Annotated in this window: 4 protein-coding genes; all 4 read right to left on the minus strand. The window is 60.8% G+C overall.

Annotated elements, in window-relative coordinates; all coding sequences use genetic code 11:
• Positions 1 to 19: 19 nt before the first annotated feature.
• Complete coding sequence (locus tag ACTHL0_RS03215) at positions 20 to 226, minus strand: hypothetical protein (RefSeq protein ID WP_440565154.1); 207 nt, start codon at positions 224 to 226, stop codon at positions 20 to 22.
• 252 nt (positions 227 to 478) lie between these two features.
• A complete protein-coding gene (locus ACTHL0_RS03220) occupies positions 479 to 1,465 on the minus strand; it encodes a hypothetical protein (protein WP_440565155.1) in 987 nt (328 codons plus the stop codon).
• An 819-nt stretch (positions 1,466 to 2,284) separates the two neighbouring features.
• The gene (locus tag ACTHL0_RS03225) at positions 2,285 to 2,491 is read right to left on the minus strand and encodes a hypothetical protein (RefSeq protein WP_440565156.1); all 207 of its coding nucleotides are present in this window, start codon (positions 2,489 to 2,491) and stop codon (positions 2,285 to 2,287) included.
• A gap of 673 nt (positions 2,492 to 3,164) precedes the next feature.
• Positions 3,165 to 3,620 carry a CesT family type III secretion system chaperone gene (locus ACTHL0_RS03230; protein ID WP_440565157.1) on the minus strand — a complete coding sequence of 152 codons (456 nt, stop codon included), beginning with the start codon at positions 3,618 to 3,620 and terminating at the stop codon, positions 3,165 to 3,167.
• Positions 3,621 to 3,825 lie beyond the last annotated feature (205 nt).

Genomic DNA, 3,825 nt, shown 5'->3' on the forward strand with positions numbered 1-3,825 from the left:
AGACGCACCCGAATAACGCTTAACCTTGCGTCAGGCTCTTTGCGTTCTTCGGACCGGCTTCTTCGAGCTGATCCTTGGCTGCGTCGTTGTTGAGCGCGTTTTCCATTTGCGTGGCGGCGTCTTGCAGTGCGATCGAGCTGGCCGTGCTAGCCGACATTTCAGCGATCGTCGAAGCGTTCGAGCCAACCGTTGCGCCGGTCGAGAAAGAAGACGTATTCAGTGCCATTTTCAGTACTCCTGATCATCAAGAATGAACCCATTGCTGGGCGAGTGGTTTGCCGTGGCCTAAAGGAAAAGGACACGGATACGACGGAACTGCGGGTGATGCTTATGCTGACCTACGTGACCTTCACGCTTGACGTCATCGCTGATTTCGTGTGCCTGCGTTGTCGTCTGCGTTGGACTCTACTTTGCAACAGTCGCCGTTCCCCGACTCGTACGCGAGCGAATTTTTTAGGGCGGCGGCGAACTAAGCACACTAGGACGTTTCGCCCTCCGCAGGCACGCTATGTGATTCGCGCTCCGCTTGCTGAATCTGCTGCCAACGGTCCAGCGCCTCCCTGACGGCCATGGCACTGTGTGTCCTTTCCGCGGGGGCGGTCCCTGTCACCTCGGCCATCGCGGTCTCCACCAACACGCGATAGTCCTGATCGCTCAGACGCAAGTGCTCCGGGCGCTCTTGCTCCGCGAGGTCGCTCAATTCCGCCTCCAGCGCCTGAGCCATGGCCATCGGATTCGACGCCGTCAGCCCGGAAAGCGACGAGAGCCGGCGGCCAGCCGCGGCGATCACCGAAGGAGTGGGCTCGATGCGGACGCCGCGCCCGATATTCGCAGCCGGCGTAGGCATTCCGGCTTCCTCGCGCGCTTGTGCCGCGGCACGCTCCGCGACGTCGAGGTCGCGTTCGAGCCCGCGGATCTGGGCCTCGACTGCCGGCAGACGGCGACGGTCCGGGATGTACGCGACGCTGCGCCGCACGTGTTCGAGTTCCGATCGCAGCGCGCCCGCCCAGATATCGGGCGTCGTGGCTTCCCTTCCCATTCTGAGGACGAACGCGCGTTCGCCCGCCGTTAGCGTCACTTGAGCGGGGTCCGTGCTGGCTCGATATCCGCTGGCGGCCAGTGCGTTTACGCCGCGCTGTTCCAATTCGTACTGCTGGAGCGGCGCAATCGTCCCTTCGCTGCGCCAGTGGTATTCGAGCCGTGCCGCCGCCGTGTGACGAATGTCCTCGTCCAGCGATTGATCGCCGATGACGCGCATGAAGCTATCGAACGCTGTCCGATACTCCGGCCGAAGCGGTGTGTTGTAGTACCGTCTGCGCCGGTCGCGGGTGGTGGCCATGGCGATCGGAATGGTGACGACGAACGGGATCGACTCCGCGATATCGTGACCTTGTCTCCCGTCGTGATCCTGCCGGTGCGCCGGATCATGAGTTCGCAGCCGCGCCTGCTGCACGGAAAGCCACATACCCAGCGCGCTTAGACGGGTATCTTGCCGCGGCGCATGACGAAACTCGTGTTCCAACGCCTGCGCCAGTTCATCTCTTTGCGGGCGCGTCAGGCTTTTCGCGTAGAGGTATTGCTTCGAGGCCGACTTTTTAAATGGACGCCATCTCCGCGTCTCGGCGCCTTCCGCGGACATTTCGGCTATGGCTTGGCGGAGCCAGGGACGTTGCTGAACGAAGGGATTTTCATAGGGCTCGTTCGCCGGGGTGCCGCCTTCGGGACGATCGCTCGAAACCGCATTTGAAGGACCGGAACCGGCTCGCGGCAAGGTGGCCTGGCGGACGCGAGAGGTCGATGCACCGGCGTCGGCCGAGCTGGCCGGACGCTGCCGCGTTAGCGCGTCGAATCGGCTGTCCGGCGATCGGCTCGATGATGGAACGTTGGACGCTGAGGGCGAAGGGGGCGGTGTTACCGACGGAGAAGGGTCGGTGTTCACCGAGGGCGACGATACGCGGCGGAGCATGGTGACATCTCCTCTCGAATGGATTGAAAATTCGTGGAACGACAATAGGTCTACTTACGTATGCCACGCACATGCGTTCCATACGTAAGTAGACTGGATCTTGTTGGTAGACGGCGACAGCGATGTCGGGAGGACAATGCCGATGAGGCTGTGTTCGAATGACGTTCTGCCAGATCGCAGTGTTCGTGCAGTTCGCGCTGATCGCGTCATTTCCGGATCAACCGATCGTGGTCGGCCGGAAGGAGCGGATAAGGGTGCCCCAGAGACAATGCGTGCTGGGTGCGTCTCGCGCGGCGCGAAGACGCACCCGAATAACGCTTAACCTTGCGTCAGGCTCTTCGCGTTTTTCGGACCGGCTTCTTCGAGCTGATCCTTGGCCGCGTCGTTGTTGAGCGCGTTTTCCATTTGCGTGGCGGCGTCTTGCAGTGCGATCGAGCTGGCCGTGCTGGCCGACATTTCAGCGATCGTCGAAGCGTTCGAGCCAACCGTTGCGCCGGTCGAGAAAGCAGACGTATTCAGTGCCATTTTCAGTACTCCTAATCATCAAGAATGAACCCATTTCTGGGCGAGTGGTTTGCCGTGGCCTAAAGGAAAAGGACACGGATACGACGGAACTGCGGGTGATGCTTGTGCTGACCTACGTGACCTTCACGCTTGACGTCATCGCTGATTCCGTGTGCCTGCGGTGTCGTCTGCGTTGGACTCTACTTTGCAACAGCCGCCGTTCCCCGACTCGTACGCGAGCGAATTTTTTGGGGCGGCGGCGAACTGTCGCTGTCGGTGTTTCCGCGCACCGGAAACACGTTCGCCGACGCGATGCTATTTCAGCGTATAGGTCAGCCTGCCATAGCCGAGTTGGTCGAACCCGCCGCTATTCGGGTAGATCGTCTCCCTGATTCCAGGCCATTTGACAGAGCGCCCCCGCCAGTGCGAAGTCGAGCATGGTGTGCCCTTGGTCGCGGCCGCTTTCCTGAACCTGCCCGAGTCCGTTCGGATACAACTTCCACACGAGGTGTCCGATCGAATGCTCGCTGGGATGCTTTCGTGTGGTGCGGATGCGGGGGTTGAGCGGCGCAGGCCGTAAACGTCGTGGTGCATGCGGTGGCTGCCAGCGCGATCACTCGGATGGGGAAAAGTCATTCGGCTCGTCGAACATCGGGAAAACAGGGAGTCCAAGTTTGCCCGACGACTACCCTCATCACGCCCGCATCCAAATATAATTCCCATCTGCGAGATGCCGAAACATTTCGTCGTCGGCGAGCAGAATGTTTTCGCGCCAATAGCGGCCGTGCTCGACGTAGTGCTCGATCATATCGACGAGCCATTGGCCGTCCGAGCTTGCTTCGAGCACGCCACGAACGACCAGTACGACACCGCCCGTCTCGGCTTCGACGCCGAGCTGCGCCTGATCCTGCGCATAGACGGATAAATTCGCTTCGAGCAACAGCCGGAACACACGCAGCGTGCGGCCGCCAGAAACGATGCCGAATTGAAAATTGACGTAGATCGCGGCCGGATCTTCTTCATAGAAGTCCACGGCGATATCGAAATCGTCGATGCTGACGACTCCGCGCTCGATGACCCAGTCGGCGTCGCCGAGTCCGCGCAGATCGCACAGTTCCCGGATTAGCTGATTGCGGCGTTCGAGGCTCATAGGGTAGGGAAAGTGAGTTGGCCCCGAAGGCGATACCCCCGGAATAGACCCCGAAGGCAGTGCGTGCCGGGTGCGTCTCGCGCGGCGCGAAGACGCACCCGAATAACGCTTAACCTTGCGTCAGGCTCTTTGCGTTCTTCGGACCGGCTTCTTCGAGCTGATCCTTGGCTGCGTCGTTGTTGAGCGCGTTTTCCATTTGCGTGGC

The sequence above is a fragment of the Trinickia sp. genome, assembly GCF_051961175.1.
Lineage (GTDB): Bacteria > Pseudomonadota > Gammaproteobacteria > Burkholderiales > Burkholderiaceae > Trinickia.

Excerpts from the sequence above, each read along its gene's own strand:
- ACTHL0_RS03225 (WP_440565156.1), bottom strand. The coding sequence starts at position 2,491 with ATGGCACTGAATACGTCTGCTTTCTCGACCGGCGCAACGGTTGGCTCG.
- ACTHL0_RS03230 (WP_440565157.1), bottom strand. The coding sequence starts at position 3,620 with ATGAGCCTCGAACGCCGCAATCAGCTAATCCGGGAACTGTGCGATCTG.
- ACTHL0_RS03215 (WP_440565154.1), bottom strand. The coding sequence starts at position 226 with ATGGCACTGAATACGTCTTCTTTCTCGACCGGCGCAACGGTTGGCTCG.
- ACTHL0_RS03220 (WP_440565155.1), bottom strand. The coding sequence starts at position 1,465 with ATGTGGCTTTCCGTGCAGCAGGCGCGGCTGCGAACTCATGATCCGGCG.